General features: G+C 39.5%; 27 protein-coding genes. 8 read left to right on the top strand and 19 right to left on the bottom strand.

Going from position 1 to position 23,554, the window contains the following annotated elements; translation table 11 throughout:
- Nucleotides 1-103: 103 nt before the first annotated feature.
- From nirK to D3P12_RS02810, 7 genes are all read right to left on the bottom strand, one after another.
- Nucleotides 104-1,243, bottom strand: coding sequence for a copper-containing nitrite reductase (nirK, locus tag D3P12_RS02780; protein WP_118193563.1), 1,140 nt, complete (start codon nucleotides 1,241-1,243; stop codon nucleotides 104-106).
- 108 nt (nucleotides 1,244-1,351) lie between these two features.
- Entirely contained in the window at nucleotides 1,352-1,678 is a 327-nt protein-coding gene (locus D3P12_RS02785; RefSeq protein ID WP_118193564.1) for a metal-sulfur cluster assembly factor, read from the bottom strand.
- The gene (locus D3P12_RS02790; protein ID WP_118193565.1) at nucleotides 1,662-2,930 is read right to left on the bottom strand and encodes a heme-copper oxidase family protein; all 1,269 of its coding nucleotides are present in this window, start codon (nucleotides 2,928-2,930) and stop codon (nucleotides 1,662-1,664) included. Before D3P12_RS02790 ends, D3P12_RS02785 begins: the two co-directional genes overlap by 17 nt.
- 114 nt (nucleotides 2,931-3,044) lie before the next feature.
- Nucleotides 3,045-3,977 (bottom strand): iron-sulfur cluster repair di-iron protein, encoded by a 933-nt coding sequence (gene ric, locus D3P12_RS02795; protein WP_118193566.1) that lies wholly within the window; start codon nucleotides 3,975-3,977, stop codon nucleotides 3,045-3,047.
- Nucleotides 3,978-4,129: 152 nt separating this feature from the next.
- Nucleotides 4,130-4,525, bottom strand: a complete 396-nt coding sequence (locus D3P12_RS02800) for a group III truncated hemoglobin (RefSeq protein WP_118196940.1) — start codon at nucleotides 4,523-4,525, stop codon at nucleotides 4,130-4,132.
- An 8-nt stretch (nucleotides 4,526-4,533) separates the two neighbouring features.
- Complete coding sequence (locus tag D3P12_RS02805) at nucleotides 4,534-4,980, bottom strand: RrF2 family transcriptional regulator (RefSeq protein WP_118193567.1); 447 nt, start codon at nucleotides 4,978-4,980, stop codon at nucleotides 4,534-4,536.
- A 123-nt stretch (nucleotides 4,981-5,103) separates the two neighbouring features.
- On the bottom strand, nucleotides 5,104-5,595 hold the full coding sequence (locus tag D3P12_RS02810; protein ID WP_118193568.1) for a c-type cytochrome: 492 nt from the start codon (nucleotides 5,593-5,595) through the stop codon (nucleotides 5,104-5,106).
- A 174-nt stretch (nucleotides 5,596-5,769) separates the two neighbouring features.
- Here D3P12_RS02810 and D3P12_RS02815 point away from each other — a divergent pair, with 174 nt between their 5' ends.
- The 3 genes from D3P12_RS02815 (at nucleotide 5,770) to D3P12_RS02825 (ending at nucleotide 7,956) form a co-directional block, all read left to right on the top strand.
- Complete coding sequence (locus D3P12_RS02815; RefSeq protein WP_157970242.1) at nucleotides 5,770-6,993, top strand: hypothetical protein; 1,224 nt, start codon at nucleotides 5,770-5,772, stop codon at nucleotides 6,991-6,993.
- A gap of 63 nt (nucleotides 6,994-7,056) precedes the next feature.
- On the top strand, nucleotides 7,057-7,518 hold the full coding sequence (locus D3P12_RS02820) for a copper resistance protein NlpE N-terminal domain-containing protein (RefSeq protein ID WP_118193570.1): 462 nt from the start codon (nucleotides 7,057-7,059) through the stop codon (nucleotides 7,516-7,518).
- Between the two features lie 96 nt (nucleotides 7,519-7,614).
- Nucleotides 7,615-7,956, top strand: coding sequence for a hypothetical protein (locus tag D3P12_RS02825; protein ID WP_118193571.1), 342 nt, complete (start codon nucleotides 7,615-7,617; stop codon nucleotides 7,954-7,956).
- A 1-nt stretch (nucleotide 7,957) separates the two neighbouring features.
- On the opposite strand, the gene D3P12_RS02830 is transcribed toward D3P12_RS02825, so the two are convergent.
- Nucleotides 7,958-8,275: an MGMT family protein gene (locus D3P12_RS02830; RefSeq protein ID WP_245977369.1), complete on the bottom strand. Its 318-nt coding sequence runs from the start codon at nucleotides 8,273-8,275 to the stop codon at nucleotides 7,958-7,960.
- Nucleotides 8,276-8,385: 110 nt separating this feature from the next.
- Here D3P12_RS02830 and D3P12_RS02835 point away from each other — a divergent pair, with 110 nt between their 5' ends.
- From D3P12_RS02835 to def, 4 genes are read left to right on the top strand one after another with little or no spacing between them, the layout of a single operon-like run.
- Nucleotides 8,386-9,144, top strand: a complete 759-nt coding sequence (locus tag D3P12_RS02835; RefSeq protein WP_118193573.1) for a hypothetical protein — start codon at nucleotides 8,386-8,388, stop codon at nucleotides 9,142-9,144.
- 29 nt (nucleotides 9,145-9,173) lie between these two features.
- A complete protein-coding gene (locus D3P12_RS02840) occupies nucleotides 9,174-11,963 on the top strand; it encodes an outer membrane beta-barrel protein (RefSeq protein WP_118193574.1) in 2,790 nt (929 codons plus the stop codon).
- Nucleotides 11,964-12,004: 41 nt separating this feature from the next.
- A complete protein-coding gene (locus D3P12_RS02845) occupies nucleotides 12,005-13,243 on the top strand; it encodes a M16 family metallopeptidase (protein WP_118193575.1) in 1,239 nt (412 codons plus the stop codon).
- 35 nt (nucleotides 13,244-13,278) lie between these two features.
- Complete coding sequence (def, locus tag D3P12_RS02850; RefSeq protein ID WP_118193576.1) at nucleotides 13,279-13,854, top strand: peptide deformylase; 576 nt, start codon at nucleotides 13,279-13,281, stop codon at nucleotides 13,852-13,854.
- Between the two features lie 16 nt (nucleotides 13,855-13,870).
- On the opposite strand, the gene rbfA is transcribed toward def, so the two are convergent.
- From rbfA to D3P12_RS02890, 9 genes are all read right to left on the bottom strand, one after another.
- Complete coding sequence (gene rbfA, locus D3P12_RS02855; RefSeq protein WP_205941053.1) at nucleotides 13,871-14,257, bottom strand: 30S ribosome-binding factor RbfA; 387 nt, start codon at nucleotides 14,255-14,257, stop codon at nucleotides 13,871-13,873.
- 29 nt (nucleotides 14,258-14,286) lie between these two features.
- Complete coding sequence (hflX, locus tag D3P12_RS02860) at nucleotides 14,287-15,468, bottom strand: GTPase HflX (RefSeq protein WP_118193578.1); 1,182 nt, start codon at nucleotides 15,466-15,468, stop codon at nucleotides 14,287-14,289.
- A gap of 101 nt (nucleotides 15,469-15,569) precedes the next feature.
- Nucleotides 15,570-17,657 (bottom strand): ATP-dependent DNA helicase RecG, encoded by a 2,088-nt coding sequence (gene recG / locus D3P12_RS02865; RefSeq protein WP_118193579.1) that lies wholly within the window; start codon nucleotides 17,655-17,657, stop codon nucleotides 15,570-15,572.
- A 27-nt stretch (nucleotides 17,658-17,684) separates the two neighbouring features.
- Nucleotides 17,685-18,062, bottom strand: coding sequence for a RidA family protein (locus D3P12_RS02870; RefSeq protein WP_118193580.1), 378 nt, complete (start codon nucleotides 18,060-18,062; stop codon nucleotides 17,685-17,687).
- A gap of 14 nt (nucleotides 18,063-18,076) precedes the next feature.
- Nucleotides 18,077-18,214 (bottom strand): DUF6728 family protein, encoded by a 138-nt coding sequence (locus tag D3P12_RS15670; RefSeq protein ID WP_317124650.1) that lies wholly within the window; start codon nucleotides 18,212-18,214, stop codon nucleotides 18,077-18,079.
- A gap of 116 nt (nucleotides 18,215-18,330) precedes the next feature.
- Nucleotides 18,331-19,605, bottom strand: a complete 1,275-nt coding sequence (locus D3P12_RS02875) for an OmpA family protein (RefSeq protein ID WP_118193581.1) — start codon at nucleotides 19,603-19,605, stop codon at nucleotides 18,331-18,333.
- Between the two features lie 363 nt (nucleotides 19,606-19,968).
- Nucleotides 19,969-20,862, bottom strand: coding sequence for a methylmalonyl Co-A mutase-associated GTPase MeaB (gene meaB, locus D3P12_RS02880; protein WP_245977370.1), 894 nt, complete (start codon nucleotides 20,860-20,862; stop codon nucleotides 19,969-19,971).
- Nucleotides 20,863-20,864: 2 nt separating this feature from the next.
- Nucleotides 20,865-21,050, bottom strand: a complete 186-nt coding sequence (locus D3P12_RS15710; RefSeq protein WP_118193582.1) for a DUF6358 family protein — start codon at nucleotides 21,048-21,050, stop codon at nucleotides 20,865-20,867.
- A 1-nt stretch (nucleotide 21,051) separates the two neighbouring features.
- Nucleotides 21,052-21,366: a rhodanese-like domain-containing protein gene (locus tag D3P12_RS02890; protein ID WP_118193583.1), complete on the bottom strand. Its 315-nt coding sequence runs from the start codon at nucleotides 21,364-21,366 to the stop codon at nucleotides 21,052-21,054.
- A gap of 254 nt (nucleotides 21,367-21,620) precedes the next feature.
- On the opposite strand from D3P12_RS02890, the gene D3P12_RS02895 reads away from it, so the two are divergent.
- Entirely contained in the window at nucleotides 21,621-22,097 is a 477-nt protein-coding gene (locus D3P12_RS02895) for an Lrp/AsnC ligand binding domain-containing protein (protein WP_118193584.1), read from the top strand.
- A 32-nt stretch (nucleotides 22,098-22,129) separates the two neighbouring features.
- Here D3P12_RS02895 and D3P12_RS15295 read toward each other — a convergent pair whose 3' ends face one another.
- Entirely contained in the window at nucleotides 22,130-22,276 is a 147-nt protein-coding gene (locus D3P12_RS15295) for a hypothetical protein (protein WP_157970243.1), read from the bottom strand.
- Nucleotides 22,277-22,528: 252 nt separating this feature from the next.
- Nucleotides 22,529-23,515 carry a pyruvate dehydrogenase complex E1 component subunit beta gene (locus D3P12_RS02900; protein WP_118193585.1) on the bottom strand — a complete coding sequence of 329 codons (987 nt, stop codon included), beginning with the start codon at nucleotides 23,513-23,515 and terminating at the stop codon, nucleotides 22,529-22,531.
- Nucleotides 23,516-23,554 lie beyond the last annotated feature (39 nt).

Genomic DNA, 23,554 nt, shown 5'->3' on the forward strand with positions numbered 1-23,554 from the left:
GAGGCCTTCTAGAGAGTTGTTTGTTAAAGAAATTCCGATAAAAGAACAAGGAGCTGTCAAAAAATGACAGCTCCTTTATTATTAACAACAAATCAAAACATGCTTATTTTATCGGTCCTGGTTCCGTAATTTCTTTCATTAAAGCATTATCCCATTCAGCACCCTCTGCCTTAACTTGAGCCACAGCTCCGAAAGCGACCGCTTCTATTAAGTTATGGTTAAGAAACGTATATGTGCCAGGCTCTCTGAACTTATATAACGCTGCTGCTGCCGATCCTCCAGGAATAGCCCAGGTCTCAAAGTCAGTGTAAGGAGTATTAGCGAACTTCCCGCCTGGCCAGAATAAGTCGGCATGCCCACCGATTAAGTGCAAACGAGTGTCTCTGTTTGCCTGGCCACTGATGAATAATACATTATCTCCTACATTTACGCTCATCGCATTTTTACCAGTGAGGGAGTTCCTTCTACCGTTGAAAACTATATGAGTCGGGATCAGCGTTCTGATCGATTTCTCCATCTCTGTCATGCTTTCATTAGCTGTCGCTATGCTTTTAAAAGAACCATCTTCGTTTTTCGGCAAATAGTAATCTTGTTCCATTACGTAAAATGCTTTGTCATACTTTACTAACTTGCCTTTCTCATCTTTTAGTCCCTCGCGGGGCAGAACCATAATTGCACCGTTCATTCCAGAGACTACGTGCATAGGGGTCATCATCCCACCTGGCGCGCAATGATATACGAATACCCCTGCACGGGTTGCCCTAAACCGGAACGTTACTTCCTGACCCGGATTTACTTTAGAAATATCTGCACCGCCCTCATGTCCTGTTGCAGCATGAAAATCAATATTGTGCATCATCGCATTTGTAGCCGGATTTTTTAGTGTTAGCTCAACAAAATCATCTTGATGTACTACAATTAAAGGTCCTGGGACCGAGCCGTTGAAAGTCAATGCCCAGATAGAGTCTCCCGGTGCAACTTCCATCTTCTTTTCTTCAATCTCTAGTGTTACTTCAACGATCTTAGGCCCTCCAGTAGCTACTTGTTCGTGTACTGGAACCAATGGTGGCATTACCATTTCTTGTTGTATTCTTTCTAAGTCATCGCCTTCACCTTCAAAGGTTGCTTCCATAACGCCGGGACCACCTCCCGCGCCGCTACAAGCTGCGACAAGTGAAGCCATTACGATAGCTCCGAGAGGAACCATTTTTTTGACTAATTGTTGGATGTTTACTTTTTTCATAATCAATTATTTAATTTTATTTTATTGTTATTTTTCTTTATAACAAATCTAATACATCTGCTGAATACAAACAGTGACCTGAGTCATTTAGATAATTGATTTTGAGTATTAAAACCCTAATTGTTCTCTCCCTTCGTCGGAAATCTTTTCAAAAGTCCAGGCAGGCTCCCACACGATATCGACCAATACATTTGTATTGGGATATATATCATTGACCGCATTCCTTACTCCCTGCTCAATCGCGTGCCCTAAAGGACAGCCTTTTGAGGTTAATGTCATCACGATTTTCACCTCGCCGGGTACAGACAAATCGATGTCATACACCAAACCAAGATCGATAACATTTACCATGAGTTCAGGATCCACCACCTGATAAAGTGCGGTCATGATCTTTGATTTTTCAGGGAAATAGGGATCGTTAAGTTGAAGTTCCATGACTGACAGGTTTGTGAAAAAAAACTTTAGCTACATTCAAATTATATAATATGGCCACCAATATCCAAAAGGAAAGACCGATTTTGATAATCAGGGTGTGTGATAATCCTACACCTACACAAAGCGAAACAAAAGCCACGACAAACACAACAAATTGCCAATAAAGGTATTTTTCATTATATAGGTGTTTGGGTAAGGGAATATTCTTTCTACCATGCATGTTTTCATAATGTTTATTCCAAATGATAAATGGTAAGGTTTTAAAGGTTTTACCAAAAATAATCCCACTGACCCAGCCAAGAATAATAAATATGCCGTACAGAATGCTCCATTGATTGCCGGAAACAAATACTAAAACTGGCACAATGAAAATGGCGGCAGTCAATGACAGTAATGAAATAAAGGTGTATTTCATTTGCATATCTACCTTCTTCTTTACTCGATTCCGGTATACATCTACAAGATAATAAAACCAAGTCGCCATGCCGCACACTACGATGGCAAAGTATACAAACATACGCGGAGATGATCCAAACAACCCTTGATCAACTACAAAACCGACTAAGCCTATATTTTGTAACACCAAAGAAGCACGTAAGAGAAACTCCTTCTGAGACTTTCCAAATAGAAACATGGGTACTAGCTTGGAGCTAACACCGGTTATTAACTGCAGGAACCAACCAACGAAACCCATATGAGCATGTATCTTAAGAACTTCCATATGGCTGGTAGGTAGGAAAGGTATATATAGGTTAACAGCCAGCAAAAGACCAATAGAAGCCGTTAGTAGCAGCCAAATTCCTGATATAATAAGAAATGCTCGTTGGATTGAAGTATCAGATCTTTTAGAAGTTTGTATAACATTGATATTATAAAGCACGATACTAATCAATACCATACTACCGCCTGTGACCATGGGAGAGCCTATTAAAAAACCCCAAAAAGAAAAAGCCAAAAAAAGAGTTCCGAACAGAAGAAACCAAAAGGAAGCATAGGCAAGGCCTGAACTATACAGCTTTTTCCCAAAAATAACAGGAATCAATTGATATGCTGCTCCAAAAATAATCATCGTACCCCACCCTAATACAGCAAGATGAACCAATGCCAAAGTTTCCGCTTTAAAAAAATGTGTCTCGAATCGGTCAGCGGCGATAAACATTAAAACCGTTAGGAAAAGAAAAAAGACGGACGCCGTGCCGTAGAACGGCAAAATAGAAGAATAGTCCGTCGTCTTTGAATTTTCAAATACCATAAATTATATACCCACAGTATTATTAAAAGTTTCATAGGCACCCCCAATATTGAGGATGCCTATTGGTAAATAAAACATTAAAAGGAAAAGCCTTCGCTTCATCAACAAACGTCGTTAGCTTTGTGTTTCTAAATGAATTGCCTTCGGAAAAAGAATATTATTTTCAAGGTGAATATGTTTAAAGGTATCGTTTTCGAACTCCTTAAGTTTCTCGAATAGATAAGTATAGGAATTACAGGCCTCTGGTGGTAATTTATAATCATCAGTTAACGTTCGAAGCTCACGCAAATCTTCTCCTGTATGGTCATGATCCTCATGCATTGCCTTAATAATAGTTTCAACGGAAGAATCCTGCTCCTTTTTGCCGTTTACTAGATCTTTGATTGCGGGGAATAAAACTTGGTCTTCCTTGGAAATATGATCAAGGAGATCACCCATCAAAGCTTCTACTTTTTTGTTGACAGACCAAAGTTCAGGATGCTGAGCTCCGTGATGCTGAGCTACTTTACTTGCTAGACCGGTTATCACAGTTGAACTTTCGCGGATATATTGATGATGGGTATTCGAAATAAAATCGGCAAGAAAGTCAATTTTCCAATTATTATAATCTTGAGAGGCCGATGTAGTTACCGTATTAGCTTGTTCAAGCTCTTCTTTCAGTTTCTCTTCTGAAATTCCAGCTTCAACACTTGCCTCCTTAAGAGATTTTTCTCCGCCGCAGCAGAAATCTATACCGAGTTTCTTAAAGACTTCAGCCTTCCGGTAATCTTTGGCGGCGATTGCCCCCACCGTTTCTGCATCGTCCGTCGCACCTGAAGAGTTTAACGTAATTTTTACTAACCAAGAAGTTGGACCTTGTTCCATGTATTCCCACTTAAAAATAGCACCACGCTCTCCTAATAACTGGTAGTAAAGAGGCTTCGGATCATGATCATTATGAATAACAAAACTCTCACCCGGTTTAAGCGCATCAAAATGTTGAAAGATAGTCGGGTGCTTTAATCTTGGTTCGATCGTCGTAACATCGAGGGTTTCTGTAGTAATCATAGCAAATGGTTTTAATTTTATTAACTCGTTGGATTAATATCACAAAGATATAGCTTTTCTATTAATAAAAGACCTTTTTATCCTTTATTAACAGAAAAGCTATACTTTTTTACACTAACATGAAAGTTTGATCTGTTTCGACTTTTTTAAGCCTATGATAAAGGTTTATTATTAGATTGGAAATATTTAATTTTTGTTTCGAACATCACAGCCATCTTGTCCGCCCTCCATTTTGCCTCATCTGCTATTTTACCAACAAAAAGCTCATCAAGTGTCTCATTAAACAATTTAAGCCAAGCTTGAAAATGCACATGCTCGACCGGCAGGTTTGCATGAGGAACAAAAGGGCTACCAAAATAAGTATGCTCTCCTAATAACACCGTTTGCCAAAAAGTATACATGATATTTAGATGTTGAGGCCAACGATCCTGAATTATGCCATTAAAAATGGGGGCAAGTAGTTCATCTTCCCTAACTTTATCGTAGAAGGTGTCAACCAGTTTCTTTATATCATCTAAATCCCGAATATCACCTTTTTCTGTTTTCATCATCATTATTAAATTGCTTTCGTAAATAACCGTAGATAAGCTTCTTTATTTTTAAGAAGCTCGTTATAATCTGTTATTTTCGATGAGTTCAACATGTGAGAGACATCATTTCGAATTTTTTTAAACTCGCTATGGATCGGACAAGGGTGGGTTTCTGAACAATATCCTAAACCCAGACCACAATTTACAAATAGCTTATCGCCGTCTATCGCTCGGACAACGTCCGCTAAGGTTACTTCTGAACTACTCTCTATGAAGAACCCACCATTTGGTCCCTTAAACGACTGTAGCAAAGACTTCCTGCTCAGATCTTGCAGAATCTTTGCGATGAAGTGCTCTGGAGAATCGATGCCCTTTGCCACCTCTTTAACGCCAACCTTAAAACCTTCATTAGATCGTTGTGAAACGTATATCATTGCACGAATAGCATACTCACATGTTTTAGAAAATATCATTGCCTAACATTTATTACAAATGTAATCATTTTTTAACAGAAGAGTTTTTTATCCTTTTTTAAACAAAAAAAAAGCGACAGCCTAAACAGGCTATCGCTAAATAATTTTAAATCAAATTGTTAATTAATTCTTAGTGTCATTTTCATGGAAAAAGTTTACTATTGCTAGTGCATCGTCATCCGTTAAAGCCTGATCAGGCATCCTAACCATACAAACTTCCAGTTGTTCTTGTAAAGCAGGATCCAGATCAATCATTTCATCTGTATTTGTCAAGAAATTCATAATCCAAACCGGAGTTCTTCGTTCACTAACTCCTTTGAAACCCGGTCCAACCAACATCTCATCGGTGAGTTTATGACAGCTCTGACATTTAGCGCTATAAATAGCATTCCCTTTTTCAGTCATTTCCGAATCATGAGAAAATTCGAAATTATCTTCTGAAAATTTACCCTCCCCAACAAGAGCATCATACTCTGTTTGAACGTCTGCAGCAGTATCATCCGCCACCGAACTTTCATTTGTGCTTAAGGTACTCGTTGTATCGCTGCTGGAACTATTGCCAGAACAAGAATAGGCAAACACAACTACAAGAACCAAATAGAATAGTTTTTTCATAATTTCTGAGAATTTTACTTTTATATGATATTTAAACAAATATATACACGAATTGTTTCCATTAATATGACTTAGGTCATAATCCTGTATATTTCTAAAAACTTTGTCTTCGTTTTAAAAAACTTATCTTTGAACATATCTGACCAATCATCGCGTACTGAAAAAGTAGTAATCATGACCCTTAAAAAATGGATAAACTTGACTCTTATCAGCCTCTTGTTAGTAGCGATTTTAGGAGTTCTATTGCGATACAAAATTACATTTTCGCTGCCTATCATTAATCAGAAGTACCTACAACACAGCCATTCTCATTTTGCGATGACCGGTTGGATCACACAAATGATTATGATCCTCTTGGCATGCAGAGTCTCGTCCGTATTTAGTGATCAACATTTTAAGAAATATAATTTTGTCTTGTTTTTCAATCTCGCATCTGCATATGGCATGCTGGTCTCGTTCCTATTTCAAGGATATGGCCCTGTTTCTATTTTCTTTTCTACATGTTCCATCCTTGCGATGTACGTCTTTGGCGTTCAATTATGGAGGGACATGTCGAAATCAACTGTAAAGCTTCCCAGTTTTCCCTGGTTCAAAGCTTCTATAATCTTTGCATTTTTATCCACCCTAGGAATCATGTTTCTGGTTTACTTAATGGCTTCAAGAAATCGCGACATCAATATACAGCAAGCGACCACGTACTACTTTTTACACTTTCAGTATAATGGGTTTTTCTTCTTTTCCTGTTTTGGTTTGTTCCTGAACATTCTTGACAACAAAGGGATAAATCTGACGGGAACGAATAAGTTTTTTTGGTTCTATAGTATCGCAACTGCAATCTCTTATTTCCTTTCTACCTTGTGGATGCATTTTCCCCTAGGAATCTATCTAATAGTAGCTGCTTCAGGGATTGTATTACTTATGGGATGGGTATGGTTCGTCAATCAATTACGAGGACATTTACCTGCACTCCGCCCAAGCTTATCGGTTCCGGTCAGTTGGCTTTTGCTTTTATCCGCTATTGCATATACCATCAAAGTTATCCTGCAAGCTGGATCCGCTATTCCCTCGTTAAACAACATGGCTTTCGGATACAGACCCATCGTAATCGGTTATTTACACCTTGTTTTCCTTGCTGTGATCACAATCTTCATTTTGGGATACCTGCTATATGCGCGATACATTAATTATAATAGACTCCTATGGTATGGCATGATTGTCTTTATTATTGGCATAATCGCGAATGAATTAGCGCTGATGTTACAAGGGTTGGCAGCTATGAGTTATAAGGTATTGCCGTTTATCAATGAATCACTATTTATCATAACCGTTGTGATGCTTACTGGCACAATAATGGTGAACCTCGGCATATATAAAAAGAGTAGCAAGCATAAAGATTAATCATTTGCTTATACTATTATGCAAACTATTCCCGTTATTGGTATTGAATTATAATATGTTTTCATGAAAAGAAAATTACCTCAGATACTATTTCTTTTAATAAGTTCCGTTTTGTTAAGTTGTTCCCCAAAAATCAGCCAGGATTTAACTAGTTCAAGTGTGTCACCCGAAACGCTCGATGAATGGAGACCGCGCGGCCCTTTGTTTTTTGTAGCACCGGCAGGAGTCTACAAAGGAGCCGTTCCCTGTGATGATTGTCCGGGAATTGAAGTCACCTTAGATTTTAAAAATGACAATTCAGTAGTAAAGTCTCAACGATTTATACAAAGTAAAACCAAAAAAACTTCGAAGCATACGGGCAGTTGGGTCGTAATTGAAGATAATATCGTACGGATTTCCTTTTCGGATAAAAGCCAAGAGTTCTATAAGGCACAAAACGGTGGACACCTTATTATGTTAAATAATAATAAAGAGTTAAAAATTGATCCCGCTCAAGCACAGTTCTTCATTTTCAACCCAGATTAAAACAATCGAAAGCTTATTTGAACGAAACAAATTAATTGTACAGACGTTTATATCCATAAATTCACAAGTTATTTTAATTTAAATAATATATACAGCATGAGTACTTCAGCTTCAATGACTCCCCTATCGCTTGTTATGAACCGGCTCAACGAAAAGGGATACGGCAACGAATTTAAAATTGGCAGAGACGGCGCATATCTAGAAGGCAATAGCAAACGATACAACCCAGATGAACTAACCATCGTTAAAACATATCGCTTTGAAGGGGATTCTGATCCTGCAGACATGGCAGTCCTATACGCTATCGAGAGCGGGGATGGAAAAACGGGTATGATACTAAACGCTTACGGCACCTATTCTGATCAAGACCAAGAGTTTTACGATAAATTCATACTTGACGTTAGAGTTGACGAGCGAGAGGATTTAGAGATGGATTAAGCTATTTTTCAAATTCATCCCAAAACAGCTTTTTAAAGCCTCTGATTTTATCATCAACTATATCAACACCCTCATTCTCTAGAAACTGGCGGACTCTTGTCGCTTTACAACTAATCGTGCCAGAACTACTGACAACTCGGTGAGCCGGTATTGGGCTATCTGCTTGATCTGAAACACGCATCGCATATCCAACCCTTCTCGACGATTTAGGTTCACCTACAGCTCTAGCAATCGCACCATAAGTTGTAACTCTCCCTTCAGGAACCTGGCGAGCAAATTCATAAACGCGATCACAAAACTCTTCTTTGGACAATGACACGGTATAAAAGTAACCACAAATGAAGAAGTTTTTACTGCCATTTGTAATATTTACATTACAATTAAACTCTACAATAGAATTTAGGTCAAAAAAACAATATTTGCAATGGCATGAATACTGTCCCTAATTTAACTATTCTTTTATTGTTGATCTGTCTTTTTACTGACTCAACACTCAAGGCTCAAGAACGATTAGCCTGGAAAGAAAAACTCCAAATCGATGCTGATTTCTCAGATTGGCAAGAAGATAGTCTCCAATACTTTTACGAAGACCAAGGTCTAAAATATAGTATTGCTAACGATAACGAATATTTATACGTCTATATACAAGTTCCTCACCAGATGCAACAATTAAAGGCAATTTACAATGGCTTTAATATTACCATCAACACCGAAGCTAAAGAGAAACCAGGCCCCAGTGTTATATTCCCCTTACCAGATAAAGCTGCTTTGCGAGCCGTAAATGAGGAAAGCAGTACGGAGAAAGCAGTAAATAGGCGTGAATTTGGATTGAAAACTGTTCGCGCAATTTTCGTCCGAAACTTTGATGGTATTGTAGATGGCATGATCTCAATTAATAATAACTATGGGATACGACCAGCTGCAAAGATCGATTCTGCAGATGTACTAAACTATGAACTGGCCATTCGCCTAGATGAAATAGGGATCGATAAAAGTAAGCCCTTTGCTGTTAACCTACGAATTAATGAGATAATTACCACTCGATATACCGATCCTGGTTTTAGAAGGTACCGATACGGCTATCCATACTATGGCATGGATCCCTACGGCCGATCCACTTCACGATCAGGTATCACTCGCAAAGAAGTGCCCGGTGTCTGGCACATCGTAACCTTGGCAAACAACTAACAACCCTATACTTAAATTCTTATCATTCCATGCGTATTATCATCGTCACCTTATGCCTAATAGTGGGTTTACCAGCCGTTTATGGGCAAAACGGAAACCAGGTTAAAGGGCTCCTTCAGGACTCTACTGGTCAGAGTGTTATCGCGGCTTCCGTAAAACTTAAAACAATATCTGATTCGTTGGTGACAACAAGCGACCTTAATGGAAATTTTGAATTCAAAAATGTAAACGCAAAATCGTTCTCACTTACTATATCCAGTCTTGGCTATGAAACAAAGACCTTCTCTTTTCAGTTTGACGATGAAAAACAGCTTGATCTAGGGACTCTTTTAATTAATGAATCCTCACAGCTGCTCCGAGAAGTTGCGGTAGACGGTACGCCGATGATAACGGTAAAAGAAGATACGCTTGAATATCGAACGAAGGATTACCAGCTGAGGGATGGAGCGGTTACAGAAGATCTATTGAAAAAGTTGGACGGAGTAGAGGTAGACAAAGATGGAAACGTTACAGCACAAGGAGAATCAGTGGCCAGAGTAAGAATTAATGGGAAAGACTTTTTTGGAGGGGATGTTAAAACGGCAACAAAAAATCTGCCAGCTGACATCATCGAAAAAATTCAAATTATAGATGATTACGGTGATCAAGCTAATTTAACCGGAAATCGAACCGGTGATCCCGAACGTGTCTTAAACATAGAAATTGCCCCTGAAAAAAATCGTGGAGATTTCGGAAATTTCCGAGTAGGTGGAGGAACTGAGGAGCGCTATCAGTTGACTGGTATGTACAGCTCCTTCGCTGATTCTAGACAATTTTCCACCTTAGCCAACTTAAACAACACCAACGCGGATTTATTCGATTTTAATACGCAAGGTGGCGGAGCTAGGCGTATGAGGGGCGGACGATTTGGAGGCGGATTTGGAGGAAATCAAAATGGGTTGACAACCACAGGGTCGATTGGTCTCAACTATCGCAAATCTTTTTGGGACGAAAAGCTCACGACATACGGCAGTTATAGCTATAGTCATAACGATAATTCGACCCTAAGTAGCTCTTTTAACCAAAACACCTATCCAGATAGTTTAATCATCACTAATCAGGGAAACACAGACGAAGCGACGATCGGGAACAACCACCGTTTCGACTGGAACGTAGAATATAAACTGGATGACAATAACTTTTTCAAATTATCCCCATCCTTTTCTCTAAGTACATCAAATGGTACTTCACTACAGAATTCGCAGTTCTCACAAAACGAACAGTTAGAAAACTTCGTAAATAGAAATAACGTAAACCATAATAGCTCTCCCAATGTTGGGGTGAGTGGATTATTCAATCATCGTTTTAATGATAAAGGTCGAAACCTATTCGTGAACTTTTCGATTAACAACGCAAGTACCGAAAGTGATCGCGACGAAATAACCGAAACGTACCTTTTTGGCATGAATGCCAGTCAAGACAGCATATATCAGCGACAGTTAATTGACTTACAAAACAAACGACTAAATGGTGGTACCTCGATATCATACATCGAACCTTTAGGAGAAAACAGTAATATCGAGCTAGAATATCGCTATGACTTCTCAAATTACGATAACGACCGAATAGCCAATACGGTAAATCCGGATGGTGAAACTGAGTATAATCCAGAATTAAGCAATATCTACGACTATAAATTCATCAATAACAACATCAATCTTAACTACAGATTCCGGACAGACAAGTTAAATTACTCTATCGGCGCAAGTGTACAACCGTCTTCATTAAAAGGCAATACGGTTATCAACAACGAATCACTATCTTTCTCGCGGAATTCGACACACTTCGCCCCGATTGCCCGTTTCGAATATCGATTTTCGCGAACAAAACGACTAAGTTTTAACTATTCCGGACGACCGAACGAGCCCAGCTATTCTCAGTTACAGCCCGTAACCGACATCTCAAACCCTCAGTTCCCAGTCACCGGAAACCCCGATCTCGCCGCAGAGTTCTCTCATAATCTTTATTTCAGATATAACAATTTCGATTATGCATCCGGGAACTCCCTCTTTGTCATGCTAAACGGTACCATGACGAACGACAAAGTTGTTTCGAACCGGGTTCAAAGTATCGATGAAGTACACGGTGTTGTACAATCGACAACTTATCTCAATACAGATGGCTATTATAGTTTGCGTGGATTCTATAATTACTCAAAACCATTTTTGGATAGAAAGTATGTCGTCTCTTTAAATGGATCGGCGAACTTCAATAATAATATCTCATTCACCAATAGTGAAAAGAATATGGCACAGAACTGGGTGCTATCACAGGGCTTAAACATGCAAATAAACCCGAAAGAATGGCTCGAAGTAACACCAGGGGTACGCTATTCTTTTAATACAACGCAGAACTCAATAGATAACCGAAGTAATTTAAATATCCATACCTGGTCAATGGAGATGGACAGCAAGGTGTATTTTACTCCAACATTCTTATGGGGATTAACCTTAAATAAAATGTCCAATTCAGGGTATACTTCAGATGTTGACGCAAACCCTTTTATTATTAATACCTACCTCGAGAAGCAATTCCTAAAAGGAAACAAGGGCGCCCTGCGTCTTCAAGGATATGACCTGCTAGACGAGCAGGTTAATATATCAAGAACCGTTACCGAGAATACAATAAATGACAGAAGAAGCAACCGTCTTGCCCGATATTTCATGCTCACATTGTCGTATCGATTTGATAAATTCGCAGGTGGAACTGGCGGAAGAGAACAAGGAGAACGCAGAGGCCCCGGAATGCCGGGAAGATTCGGACCTCCGGGTCCACGCTAAGCTGAGCTTAGCTCTAGCTTTTTTCCTATCTTTGCACGCTAATGGATCACCATATTTTTTCCCTGGCAAACGGGCTTCGTATTGTATTCCACCCCACAAACTCGCCGATCACACACGCGTGTATGATTATTAATGTGGGCACAAGAGATGAGCAGAACGGCGAATTCGGGATAGCTCACTTTGTCGAACACCTCCTGTTTAAGAGAACAAAAAAGAGAAGCACCAATCAGATCTTAAATCGACTGGAGTTGGTTGGTGCCGATTTAAACGCATATACAACCAAAGAATATACCTGCATTCATGCATCTTTTTTAAATCCCCATTTAACCCGAACGATTGACCTTTTTGAGGACATCCTTTTTAACTCTGTGTTTCCTAATGAAGACATCGAAAAAGAAAAAGGCATCGTATTGGATGAGATATCGTCATATCAAGACAGTCCTGAAGATGCCATAATGGATGACTTCGAGGATCTTATCTTTTCCGGGAGTGGGTTAGGACATAACATTCTAGGCACAGAAAAAGATCTAAGCGCATTGGAGAAACCCAACGTGCTTGCTTTCGTAGAAAAACATTACCAACCAGAAAATATGGTATTGGGTATAACGGGAAATTACTCGCTGAGCTACATACAACGAATTGCATCGAAATACTTCAGTCATCTGGAAAATCATAAAGTAGCGCGCAAACGTTTGCCACCACCCGCAATTCTTCCAGCAAATCTTTCGTTAAAAAGACCCATCAACCAAGCACATTACATGATGGGTACACGTGCCTACCCTGTTAACCACCCAAAAAAAATGCCGTTAATGATACTCAATAATTATCTCGGTGGTATGGGAATGAGCTCCCGCCTCAATCTTTTGGTCAGAGAAAAACACGGTATCGCCTATACAATTGAGTCAAGCTACACGCCATATTCTGATGCGGGGGTCTTTTCAATTTATTTTGGCACCGAAGCTGATAAAGGAGAAAAAGCACGCGCCCTCGTTCTCCGAGAGATAAAAAATTCTACAAAAAGAAAATTAGGCTCTACACTTTTAAAACAGGCAAAAAATAAGTTTATCGGACAAATAGCATTGGGAGAAGAGAACAGAATGTCGCTGATTATTTCCATGGCTAAAAATCTGATTGACCTTGGATATGTACAAACGCTCGATGAAATCTACTCGCAAATTGAAAGCGTATCTGCGAACGATTTATGGGAAGTTGCAAACGAACTGTTCACAACAGAGCAGTTGACTACCCTCTTATATGAACCTTCTTTTGATAAAAATTAATAAATTAGCACTTTATTAAAAACTTTATACGACCCATGAAATTACCCATCATAGCATACGGAGACCCTATTTTAAGGCAAAAAGCGAAAGAAATCGACGAAGATTATCCAGAGCTGAATACCCTTATCGACAATATGTTCGAAACGATGTATGCTGCGTCCGGTGTCGGTATTGCCGCTCCCCAAATCGGCAAATCAATTCGGTTGTTCGTAATCGATGCCTCTCCTTACGAAGAAGACGAACCACCGTTAAAAGATTTTAAAAAAGTATTCATAAACCCAATTATCATTCAGGAAGAGGGAGAGAAATGGTCCTCTAGCGAAGGTTGTTTAAGTATTCCTGATATCCGAGAAGATGTTTCTCGCCTTTCTAAACTTACCATCAATTATCTAGATCAAAATTGGGAAGAACATGAGGAGACCTATGACGGCCTAGCCGCGAGAATCATTCAACATGAGTATGATCATATCGAGGGCAAACTATTTACTGATCATATTACACCATTACGCAAAGCATTATTAAAAAGCAAGCTAGATGCAATAGCAAAAGGGCGCGTAAATGTAGATTACAAGATGAAATTTCCCGCATTAAAGCGAAAAAAAAGATTCTAACCGGCAACGCGCACAGCTAGGCGTCGCCATTGTCGGCTCCCTTATTACCTGCTTTACCCTTATTAATCTCGTCAAATAGCTTATCAATATGCTGCCGATATTCCACGCTGTCATCAATAAAGAACTCCAATGTAGGGACACTTTTCGCCTGATCCTTAATCTTGTTCCCTAGTTTATACCGTATCTCACCTGATTTTGACTTAACCTGATCAATTGCCTCCTGAGGCGACTTGGCATTTAAAAAGCTTAAGTAAACGCGCGCTATGCCTAAATCCGATGTAACGCGTACACTGGTCACAGTAATCATAACCCCTGGAAGCCAAGAGTTACCTTCACGAAGAAATATATCACCTAAATCCTGCTGAATTATCCTAGCAAATTTCTGTTGTCTTTTACTTTCCATAGTAATAATGATTATCTAAACTATTGCAATTAATACAAAAGGTTGTCGTAAGGATACCGAGTCTTATGAATGGTAAGAACCTCATTGTATATCATTGTTCTCAATTTTTCAATATTCTCCTTTTCAGTCGCCGAGATAAAGATAGCGGGATTAGCATTTTTCTTCATCCAGCTTTTTTCAAAATCTTCCATTTTAAAGTCAGGGTTATCCTCATCTCCCTGACGTTCCTGAAAAATATCTATTTTATTAAATACGGTAATAATCGGCTTGTCTAACGCGCCAATATCTTTCAGTGTCTCGTTTACCGCACTTATCTGATCCTCAAAGTTTGGATGTGAAATATCTACGACATGTAATAGCACGTCGGCCTCTCTCACCTCATCTAGCGTCGACTTAAAGCACTCTACAAGGTGATGTGGTAGTTTCCTGATGAAACCAACGGTATCAGATAAGAGAAACGGAAGATTATCGATAACAACTTTCCGCACGGTCGTATCCAACGTGGCAAACAATTTGTTTTCAGCGAAAACGTCTGATTTAGACAGCATATTCATAATCGTAGATTTCCCTACATTCGTATAGCCTACTAAAGCGACCCGGATTAATTGCTTCCTGTTTTTCCTCTGAGTTTCATTCTGTTTATCTATCGCACGTAGTTTTTCTTTTAAGAGCGCGACTTTATTTAAAATCAAGCGTCTATCCGTTTCAATCTGACTTTCACCCGGCCCGCGCATACCAATCCCACCACGCTGCCTCTCTAGGTGAGTCCATAAGCGCGTTAGTCGTGGAAGTAAATATTGTAACTGGGCTAACTCTACCTGCGTCTTTGCCTGTGCGCTTTTAGCACGCCGCGCAAAAATATCCAGGATCAGGTTACTTCGATCCAGGATTTTTACTTTAAGCTCCCGTTCAATGTTCCTGAGCTGGGTTGGAGACAACTCATCATCAAAAACAACCATATCGATATCTTCCGCATCAACATAACTTTTAATCTCGTCAAGTTTCCCACTCCCAACAAAAGTAGCCCGATCGGGTTTCTGCATTTTCTGAGTAAATGAAGAGACTGTTATGCCCCCGGCCGTATCCACTAAGAATGCCAACTCTTCTAAATATTCCCGTTCAAGCTCTTCATCTTCCAATGGAGTGATGATACCCACCAATATTGCTCGTTCCGGCTTTATCGCTGTATCAAAATATTTCGCTTTCGCCATTAATTTATTTTCCTATGTTCTTATTTTCTGCCTAAACCAAATTCCCGTCACAAATAACACCTCTTCCCAATACCCTAACAAAACTTAAAGATAGGTGTTTGTTAAGATATTTTTTCCCATCCTATACCGGGTTCCCCGGATAATCCTTTTCGTAATAAAGTATTTTCATCAAGATTCAAATTCGGATCGTTGTCCAGAATATGAATAACCTCATTTCTAACGGTCTGCAGAAGAGTTTGATCAGTCGCCAAATCGGCAATCTTCAAATTAACGATCCCGCTCTGCTGCAGACCCGTAATATCTCCCGGGCCTCTAAGCTCCAAATCCTTTTCGGCGATTTTGAAACCATCGTTGGTCTCAACCATTGTTTCCAAACGAATTTTACTTTCACGACTCAACTTATCCTTTGACATCAAAATACAAAAAGATTGCTCCGCACCACGTCCTACCCGACCTCTTAGCTGATGTAATTGAGATAACCCGAAACGTTCAGCATTCTCAATAACCATCACAGATGCATTGGGAACATTTACTCCAACTTCGATTACCGTCGTTGCTACTAAAATTTGTGTTTGCCCCTTCACAAAGCGCTCCATTTCTGACTCTTTCTCCTTTGGTGATAACCGCCCGTGCACGATACCAATTTTGTATGTTGGTAGCGGGAACTCCCGCTCGAGCGCTTCCAGACCAGCATTTAGATAGAGTAAATCAAGTTTCTCGCTTTCCTCGATTAATGGATAGACCACATATACCTGACGTCCCTTAGATATCTCCTCCCTAAGCAAACCAAACATCCTTAACCGCATATTTTCTTTCAAATGTACAGTCTTGATTGGACGCCGGCCCGCAGGTAGCTCATCGATTACAGACACGTCTAAATCCCCATACAAAGTCATCGCCAGGGTCCGGGGAATCGGTGTAGCGGTCATCACCAACATATGAGGCGTAAGTTTGTTTTTTTTCCACAACTTTGCCCGCTGCTGCACACCAAAACGGTGCTGTTCATCAATAATAGCTAAACCAAGATTATTAAATTTCACGTTATCTTCTAATAACGCATGAGTGCCAACAATAATCTGTAACTCACCATCAGCTAAACTTGTTAAAATTTCACTTCGTTGTCTTCTTTTCGTGGATCCGGTAAGCAAGGAAATTTCAACACCATCACCCACCAATGCTTTTAAACCTTGATAATGTTGCTGAGCCAGGATTTCTGTAGGCGCCATCAAGCATGCTTGAAAATCATTGTCAAGGGCCAACAGCATACTCAAGAGTGCAACGATGGTTTTCCCACTACCAACATCCCCCTGCAGTAACCTGTTCATTTGTGCCCCATGAAGCGTATCGCGGCGAATTTCTTTTAACACACGCTTTTGCGCATTTGTTAACTCAAAAGGGAGCCTCTCACTGTAGAAAGAATTAAAGTTCGCCCCAACGTTCTTAAAGATAGGGCCAGCAAAACGCACGCTATTGGTTATTTTACTTTTTAGAATCTTTAATTGAAGAAAAAAAAGCTCTTCAAACTTTAATCGATAATTAGCATTTGCCAAAGATTTTGTACTCTCCGGGAAATGGATATTACGTAAGGCGACTGGCAAATCTGCCAATTCATATTTAGATCGTATGTATAGTGGTATCGTCTCGTTGATACGAACTGATTTCAATAACACATCAATGGCTTTCGAGAGCCCTTTACTATCTAATGATAACCTTTTTAATTTTTCTGTCGAATTGTAAACAGGTTGAAATGTCCGGTTAACTTGATTGGGTTTATAACTCTCTATTTCCGGATGTGCAATCGATATTTGGTCGTTAAAAAGAGTCGGAGTCCCATAAATGGTATACACATTCCCCACCTTAAGCATTTTCTCGACCCATCTTATACCTTGAAACCAAACCAATTGGGCGATACCTGTTTCATCCTTTACAGCCGCCACTAAGCGTCTAGTCCTTTTTTCGCCCTGAATAGAGTAACTGACTAGCCTCCCCAAAAACTGTACTCCGGAACCCGACGGCTCTATCTGATTGATTTTGTGGAATACCGTTCGATCAATATACCGAAATGGATAATGATGCAATAAATCTCCAAAAACGAATATTCCTAACTCTTTCGCTAAAACATCGGAACGATGGGGCCCGATTCCAGATAAATACCCAATTGGTGTCTTTAAATTGAATTCTGGCGCCATCTACTTCAATAAAAGCCGGTAAATTTTCTATTTGAATGCGATCGCCGATATCTCGACTCTTACGTTTTTTGGCAATGTTTTTACAGCAACAGTTTCTCGAGCAGGAGCTTGGTCGTCAAAATACTCACCATATACACCATTAACCTCTGAGAAGTCATTCATATCTGCCAAAAATATCGTTGTCTTAACAATGTCTCTAAAATTGTATCCGGCTTCTTCCAAAATAAACCCGATATTTTCCATAACCTGCTTGGTCTCTTTACTGATATCCCCACTCACAAGTTCGCCACTAGGGGTAGACATAGGTATCTGACCAGAGATATACAAGGTATTACCAGCTTTGATAGCCTGATTGTAGGGTCCTATAGGGGCGGGAGCTTTAGAGGTGTTGACAACTGTTTTCATATTTTCTTTTTTATTTAGGATAATAGATACTCAATAAGTTTATACAACAGGCCTAATAAAAAAACGATAATCGCTATTTTATTAAATGTGTGCATCACCTTTAAATTAAAACTCTTAGGCCTATCTTCACTCCTTTTTCCAAAAAAATACATAAACGAAGTTACATTTGATTATGCAATATTCAAAACGAAGAGCTTTAAAAAGAGAGAGTCCAACGAAATCGTTGGACTCTCTCTTATAATGTGTATTAAAATTTAGAAGTTCAATTCTATTTGCTGAACTCTACACGACGGTTTTGAACACGTCCTGATTCAGTAGCGTTAGATGCGATTGGTTGAGTTTCACCGTAACCAACTACTTCTAATTTGTTTGCGTCAACACCAGAGTTTACTAGGTAGTTTTTCACAGCGTTTGCACGGTCTTTTGACAATTGCATGTTGTAATCTTCAGTACCTTCAGCAGAAGCATGTCCTTCTAAAGTAAGAGCGTTTCCGCTATCACGTAGATCTTGTGACACTTTATCCAAAGTTGGGTAAGAAGAAGTTTTCAACACGTAGCTATCAAACTCAAACTGAATTGGAGAATAATCACCAACTACTGCTTCAGTAGTTTCAGGGAATTTGATTGGGCAACCTGACCCGTCAACTACAGTTCCCGCAGGAGTGTCAGGACATTTGTCGAATCTATCAGCAACACCGTCACCGTCAGAATCTCTTCCTAACTCATCAACAGTACCTTCTAATGTAGTTACACGTTGTTTTAGAGCTTCCACTTCGTTTCTCAATTCTGGGTCTTTCAACTCATCATAAAGATTAGCAACTGGGTTGTTCCACTCTAAAGATGGTTTGTCTTTGCTTCCTAAGATGAATTCTAATCCAGCATAACCGTAGCTATAGTGGTCTAATGAACCGTTATTAGCCCATACTCCATCTAAGTTATCAGCATTTAAGAAGTTCATTTTGTAACCTAAATCTAAGTTAACAACACCTCCTAATTTGAACTTAACACCACCACCTACAGGGATTACTTGTTCAGTTCTATCTTCTCCGTCAACATTTGGACCTTCAACAACTTCGTAATTTGCGATGTTATAACCAGCAGATAAGTAAAAACCTACTGAATTTTCACGACGTAAGAAGTCGATTGCACCGAAATGGAAGTTACCTGTCAAACCAGTTTGCCAGTTAAGGTCTGTTTTGTAAGCATCACCATATTGCCAGTTATCATTAACTTCTGATGCCTCACCAGATGCTTCTAACGATCCTCTTAAGAAATCAGCCTGCATTGAGAAGTGAGGTGAGAATTGCTTACGGATGTTAGCTCCGTATCCTAAAGTGATTTCAGGGTGAGAGTTATCTCTCAAACCACCGATAACTACAGCTGGTGATAAAGCCCCAGCGTTAACGCCAATAGACCAAGTTCTGTACTGGCTTCTTCCGCCAAAAACTTTTGCTGGCTCTTGTGCATTAGCAACGTCAGCATAACCTATCGCGGCTACCAACGTGCAAGCTAATGCTGCTTTTTTAATTGTAGAATAGTTCATACTCTGTTTTTTTTAAGGTTAAAAAATTTTAATTGTATAATTTTTATACAAAAATAGTTAATAGTTTGATTTACGCAACAAAAACAAAATTCGTACCAATATTTATTTTACCTAAATTAAACATAACTTTTTTTAGCTAAAATTTAAACGACTAAGGAACGAATCACCTCTAATCGACGTTTCCGACCCATTAGACGTGCACGATAGCGATCTGCAATAACCGTTCCAAAAACACACCCCCCCCCCGTAAATTATATCAAAAAAATCGAAAAACAAGCCATTGTATTTAAGGCCCTTTCTTTTCCAATCTTTAATTTCAGCTTGAATGTCTATTATTCAAGCCACTTTTTATAATAAAAGGTTTTAATAGTGTGTATTAATAAAACGATAAAGGTTAAATTGAGGCTTGAGAAAGCTTTCTTGCAGTTTTACAGCTAACTGCTCTTTATCTATTGATCGAACCCTTCGTTCAACAATCAATCGCCACGCCCTTTCTGTTAACGATGTCAATATTTTGGACCGGTCAGCTTGCAGAGGCCTGACAATCCATTCAAACAACTCCCGCGTCCCAAGACCCCGCTCCGCTTGGGTGCCCAAAACAGGAATGTCTTTATTGTTCTGGCGCAACGTCTTTTTTAACATGGAAGAGAATCGTTCTGAGCCTTCCCTGTCTGCTTTATTCACGACAAATAGATCAGCAATCTCCATGATCCCCGACTTAGAATGTTGAATCTCATCACCACTTTCAGGAACCAATACCACAATCGTCCGATCGGCAAGACCCGCGATGTCGACCTCTGATTGACCAACCCCAACGGTTTCTAACAAAATAGCATCAAAATTTGACGATCGTAAAATATCCACTATTTCAATTGTCTTATAGGACAACCCTCCAAGTGCACCCCGGCTCGCTAGAGACCGAATATATATATCCGGATGATTGAATACCGAATGCATTCTAATCCGGTCACCCAATAATGATCCCTTAGTAAATGGCGACGTGGGGTCAACCGCTATGATGGCTACCCTTTTACCCTCACTCAAAAAATTCTCGACAACAGTTCGCACCAACGTACTCTTACCAGCACCTGGTGGTCCCGTGAATCCAACCACCGGAACTTCCGTAGAAGGAGAGAGGTGCTCCAATATCTGCCAGGAGAGGGGTGCATCATTTTCGACTAAGCTAATAGCTCGAGCCAACACACCATAAGCCCCTTCCTTAATTCCTTTGACGTAGTATCCAATAGGGTTGTGCACAATTATTTTTCACTAGTAGCTCTAATTTTCCTCAACAGGCGGACTTTTAGGTATATCAACAACGCTAAACCCGGGATAATACCCATTAGAAGTAAATACTGTTTTGTATTTATTGCGATGAACCCGCAATACAACAAAACCATGATCCCAATATTAAGGAAAGTACTATACAAAAGCTTTTTTACCATTTTAGTACACAATCATATCCGGATCAAACTGATCTCGCCAAGCGATGATCCCACCTTCAAGATTCGCCAAATTAGAAAAACCTTGCCCTTCAAGTAATTTAACTGCCTGAGCACTTCGTTTTCCACTGCGACAGTGAATAATAACCGGCTTGTCCTTCGAAATTTTATCCTTTTCTAAAAGTATATTTGCCAATGGAATATTCTCTCCATTGATATTGGATGTTTCATATTCAAAAGTTTCCCGAACATCCACTAGCTGAAAATCCTCGTTCTCTTCGATTTTCTTTTTTAATTCATCTACTGTTACTATTTCCATTTTGTAGCATTTTCATCAAATATAAGCTTTTTGCAAATACTATGACGCTGCAAGAAGTAGATTAAGGGGCATCGACATCAAAACAGGAGGATGCTTTTTATTAATTGTAATAATAATTGATTTTATATTGTTTTTTTATATTTTTGGTAAATCATCCGAATATTTATTAAATTTATAATTTATGGGTCACTTTGATGCCAAATAATAGAAGAATTACAGGAGTATAGAACCACACCTACAACCTTTAACAATTTATGGAAAAGAAGAATTCAAATTTTGAATTGGACAATTTGGATATCCAAATCTTATCGATCCTGATGAACGATGCATCAGTCCCTTATACAGAAATCGCAAAAAAACTTGTTGTATCTGGAGGAACCATCCATGTAAGAATGAAAAAAATGGAGGATCTAGGGATCATCAGAAGCTCCAATTTAACGATTAACCCTCAAAAAATCGGGTTCGATATAACCGCTTTCCTAGGCATCTATCTGGAAAAAGGCTCGCAATACAACCACGCCGTTGAAGAGCTCCGCAAAGTAAAAGAGGTAGTTGAGCTACACTATTGCACCGGATCATACAGCATGTTTGCTAAGATCATCTGTCGAGACACAGATCATCTCCGCCAAGTACTCAATGAAGGAATACAAGGAATCAAGGGGATTCAAAGAACGGAAACCATCATATCACTTGAAGAGAGTATCCGAAGACAAATCAGCCTTATTGACTAATCCTTGACTAATCGCAAACAAGCATAAACCATCTAAAAGAAGGTTGGTTTTGCTGTATCCAGCAAAGCCAGATATATCGCAACATTATTCGTAAACATCGGTGACAGGACGGAAAGGACTCGTTCGACATCATGGAGGATTCCTTGCCGATTTATTTCCTGATCACTCCCTATTTTCATCAATTTGAAGGGGTGGAATAGGGAATCATTAGGCAATTAATAGTTAATTACCCTTAACATGTTTTTACCAAGGTAATTTATTTTTCGTTGCTTTTTGTTGCTTTCTTGACACGAGAAACAGCAGGACTTACGAGCTATCGAAATTGCTTAATTTAGGTCGACGATAGCACCATCGGAATACTCCATAACAAGAAAAGCCCGATGGGATATCGGGCTTTTCTTGTTAATTCAACTATTTAAATTTTCTGCGTCCTATTTCACTTTGTATAGAACTTCTTTGACAGCTTTAACAACTTTATTTACTGAAGGCAATGCCGCTTCTAATAAAGTAGGGGCATAGGGAATAGGAACATCGGCAGAGGTAATTCTAACTACCGGAGCATCCAGGTAATCGAAAGCCTCGCTTTGAATCTTATACGCTATCTCAGATGAGATAGAAGCCAACGGCCATGCTTCCTCTACGATAACTAAACGATTGGTCTTTTTTACGGAATCTATAATAGCCTGGTAGTCAATCGGCCTAACAGAGCGAAGATCTATCAGTTCTGCATCGATCCCTTCATTTTTTAATTCCTCTAATGAAGGAATTACCACTCGAGGCACCATTTTACCAAAGCTCACGATCGTAACATCCTTGCCTTCTTTAACAATATTCGCTTTACCAATTTCAAGATAATACTCATCCGCAGGAACATCCCCCTTATCTCCGTACATCACCTCAGATTCCATAAAGATAACCGGATCCGGATCGATGATCGCCTGTTTCAATAGGCCTTTGGCATCATAGGGGTTTGAAGGAACGACAACCTTTAAGCCGGGCGTATTTGCGTACCAGTTTTCAAAATTCTGCGAGTGCTGCGCTGCCAATTGCCCTGCATTACCGGTAGGTCCTCTAAAAACCATCGGCAGAGGGAACTGTCCGCCACTCATCGAATTCATCTTTGCGGCAGAGTTTATAACCTGATCAATCGCTACCAACGAGAAGTTGAATGTCATGAACTCGATAATGGGCTTCAGGCCATTCATCGCGGCACCAACACCGATACCTGCAAAACCGAGTTCAGATATTGGTGTATCGATAACACGTTTTTCTCCAAATTCATCAAGCATTCCCTGGCTCACTTTGTAAGCACCATTGTATTCGGCAACTTCTTCACCCATTAAAAAGATCTTCTCATCTTTCCTCATCTCTTCGCTCATCGCTTCTCGAAGGGCCTCTCTGAACTGTATTTCTCTCATATTTAATTAATGTAAAGTCATATCCGTGGACGAGCAAAT

The organism is Pedobacter indicus, from assembly GCF_003449035.1.
GTDB classification, from domain to species: domain Bacteria; phylum Bacteroidota; class Bacteroidia; order Sphingobacteriales; family Sphingobacteriaceae; genus Albibacterium; species Albibacterium indicum.

Bases quoted from the DNA above. Each gene is read 5' to 3' on its own strand.
- nirK (WP_118193563.1), bottom strand. From the start codon at position 1,243: ATGAAAAAAGTAAACATCCAACAATTAGTCAAAAAAATGGTTCCTCTC.
- D3P12_RS02785 (WP_118193564.1), bottom strand. From the start codon at position 1,678: ATGGAACTTCAACTTAACGATCCCTATTTCCCTGAAAAATCAAAGATC.
- D3P12_RS02790 (WP_118193565.1), bottom strand. From the start codon at position 2,930: ATGGTATTTGAAAATTCAAAGACGACGGACTATTCTTCTATTTTGCCG.
- ric (WP_118193566.1), bottom strand. From the start codon at position 3,977: ATGATTACTACAGAAACCCTCGATGTTACGACGATCGAACCAAGATTA.
- D3P12_RS02800 (WP_118196940.1), bottom strand. From the start codon at position 4,525: ATGAAAACAGAAAAAGGTGATATTCGGGATTTAGATGATATAAAGAAA.
- D3P12_RS02805 (WP_118193567.1), bottom strand. From the start codon at position 4,980: ATGATATTTTCTAAAACATGTGAGTATGCTATTCGTGCAATGATATAC.
- D3P12_RS02810 (WP_118193568.1), bottom strand. From the start codon at position 5,595: ATGAAAAAACTATTCTATTTGGTTCTTGTAGTTGTGTTTGCCTATTCT.
- D3P12_RS02815 (WP_157970242.1), top strand. From the start codon at position 5,770: ATGACCCTTAAAAAATGGATAAACTTGACTCTTATCAGCCTCTTGTTA.
- D3P12_RS02820 (WP_118193570.1), top strand. From the start codon at position 7,057: ATGAAAAGAAAATTACCTCAGATACTATTTCTTTTAATAAGTTCCGTT.
- D3P12_RS02825 (WP_118193571.1), top strand. From the start codon at position 7,615: ATGAGTACTTCAGCTTCAATGACTCCCCTATCGCTTGTTATGAACCGG.
- D3P12_RS02835 (WP_118193573.1), top strand. From the start codon at position 8,386: ATGAATACTGTCCCTAATTTAACTATTCTTTTATTGTTGATCTGTCTT.
- D3P12_RS02840 (WP_118193574.1), top strand. From the start codon at position 9,174: ATGCGTATTATCATCGTCACCTTATGCCTAATAGTGGGTTTACCAGCC.
- D3P12_RS02845 (WP_118193575.1), top strand. From the start codon at position 12,005: ATGGATCACCATATTTTTTCCCTGGCAAACGGGCTTCGTATTGTATTC.
- def (WP_118193576.1), top strand. From the start codon at position 13,279: ATGAAATTACCCATCATAGCATACGGAGACCCTATTTTAAGGCAAAAA.
- rbfA (WP_205941053.1), bottom strand. From the start codon at position 14,257: ATGGAAAGTAAAAGACAACAGAAATTTGCTAGGATAATTCAGCAGGAT.
- hflX (WP_118193578.1), bottom strand. From the start codon at position 15,468: ATGGCGAAAGCGAAATATTTTGATACAGCGATAAAGCCGGAACGAGCA.
- recG (WP_118193579.1), bottom strand. From the start codon at position 17,657: ATGGCGCCAGAATTCAATTTAAAGACACCAATTGGGTATTTATCTGGA.
- D3P12_RS02870 (WP_118193580.1), bottom strand. From the start codon at position 18,062: ATGAAAACAGTTGTCAACACCTCTAAAGCTCCCGCCCCTATAGGACCC.
- D3P12_RS15670 (WP_317124650.1), bottom strand. From the start codon at position 18,214: ATGTATTTTTTTGGAAAAAGGAGTGAAGATAGGCCTAAGAGTTTTAAT.
- D3P12_RS02875 (WP_118193581.1), bottom strand. From the start codon at position 19,605: ATGAACTATTCTACAATTAAAAAAGCAGCATTAGCTTGCACGTTGGTA.
- D3P12_RS15710 (WP_118193582.1), bottom strand. From the start codon at position 21,050: ATGGTAAAAAAGCTTTTGTATAGTACTTTCCTTAATATTGGGATCATG.
- D3P12_RS02890 (WP_118193583.1), bottom strand. From the start codon at position 21,366: ATGGAAATAGTAACAGTAGATGAATTAAAAAAGAAAATCGAAGAGAAC.
- D3P12_RS02895 (WP_118193584.1), top strand. From the start codon at position 21,621: ATGGAAAAGAAGAATTCAAATTTTGAATTGGACAATTTGGATATCCAA.
- D3P12_RS15295 (WP_157970243.1), bottom strand. From the start codon at position 22,276: ATGAAAATAGGGAGTGATCAGGAAATAAATCGGCAAGGAATCCTCCAT.
- D3P12_RS02900 (WP_118193585.1), bottom strand. From the start codon at position 23,515: ATGAGAGAAATACAGTTCAGAGAGGCCCTTCGAGAAGCGATGAGCGAA.